Here is a 255-nt window from a genome sequence, read left to right as displayed (position 1 = left end):
TAGAGATAGAGTTTTCCCCTTCGGGGGACAAAGTGACAGGTGGTGCATGGTTGTCGTCAGCTCGTGTCGTGAGATGTTGGGTTAAGTCCCGCAACGAGCGCAACCCTTAAACTTAGTTGCCAGCATTGAGTTGGGCACTCTAAGTTGACTGCCGGTGACAAACCGGAGGAAGGTGGGGATGACGTCAAATCATCATGCCCCTTATGATTTGGGCTACACACGTGCTACAATGGACAATACAAAGGGCAGCGAAAC

1 rRNA gene is annotated in these 255 nt (G+C 51.0%); it reads left to right on the top strand.

Features of this window, described 5'->3' with window-relative positions:
• Positions 1-255: ribosomal RNA gene (locus HS848_RS12565) — 16S ribosomal RNA — on the top strand; the annotation flags it as partial.

The organism is Staphylococcus caledonicus, from assembly GCF_016238465.1.
GTDB lineage: Bacteria > Bacillota > Bacilli > Staphylococcales > Staphylococcaceae > Staphylococcus > Staphylococcus caledonicus.
This window is presented reverse-complemented; position numbering and strand designations above follow the sequence as displayed.